Origin of the sequence: Staphylococcus pasteuri, from assembly GCF_030547725.1 — a bacterium.
Lineage (GTDB): Bacteria > Bacillota > Bacilli > Staphylococcales > Staphylococcaceae > Staphylococcus > Staphylococcus pasteuri.
In genome coordinates, this window is record NZ_JAUOQO010000102.1 from 1 (window position 1) to 345 (window position 345).

Genomic DNA, 345 nt, shown 5'->3' on the forward strand with positions numbered 1-345 from the left:
GGGTTATCCACGGTCGCTGTGACGGTGATGTTACCGCCTTCTTCTACGCTAGGGGTGCTCTCTAACGTCACTGTGCTGGTCTCAAGATCGGCCGGTGCGCTGTCGTCGGTAATGGTACCCACGCCGCTGCCGTCGGCGATGGCGACACCGGCGCTGACATTGCTCAACGTGATGTTGAACGTCTCGGTCAGTTCGGCGTAGTTGTCGTCCGTGATCGGGATCTCGATGGTGTATTGCGTATCGCCTGCGGCGATGCTGCCACTGCCGCTCACGGCGGTGTAGTCGCTGCCCGCCAGTGCGCTGTCGTCGCTGGTTGCATAGTCGAACGTGACGGCATCCGTGGTC

Annotated in this window: 1 protein-coding gene; it reads right to left on the reverse strand. The window is 61.4% G+C overall.

Annotated elements, in window-relative coordinates; translation table 11 throughout:
- Positions 1–345: Calx-beta domain-containing protein (locus tag Q4528_RS12980; RefSeq protein WP_303521893.1), on the reverse strand; the 345-nt coding region annotated here is incomplete at both ends.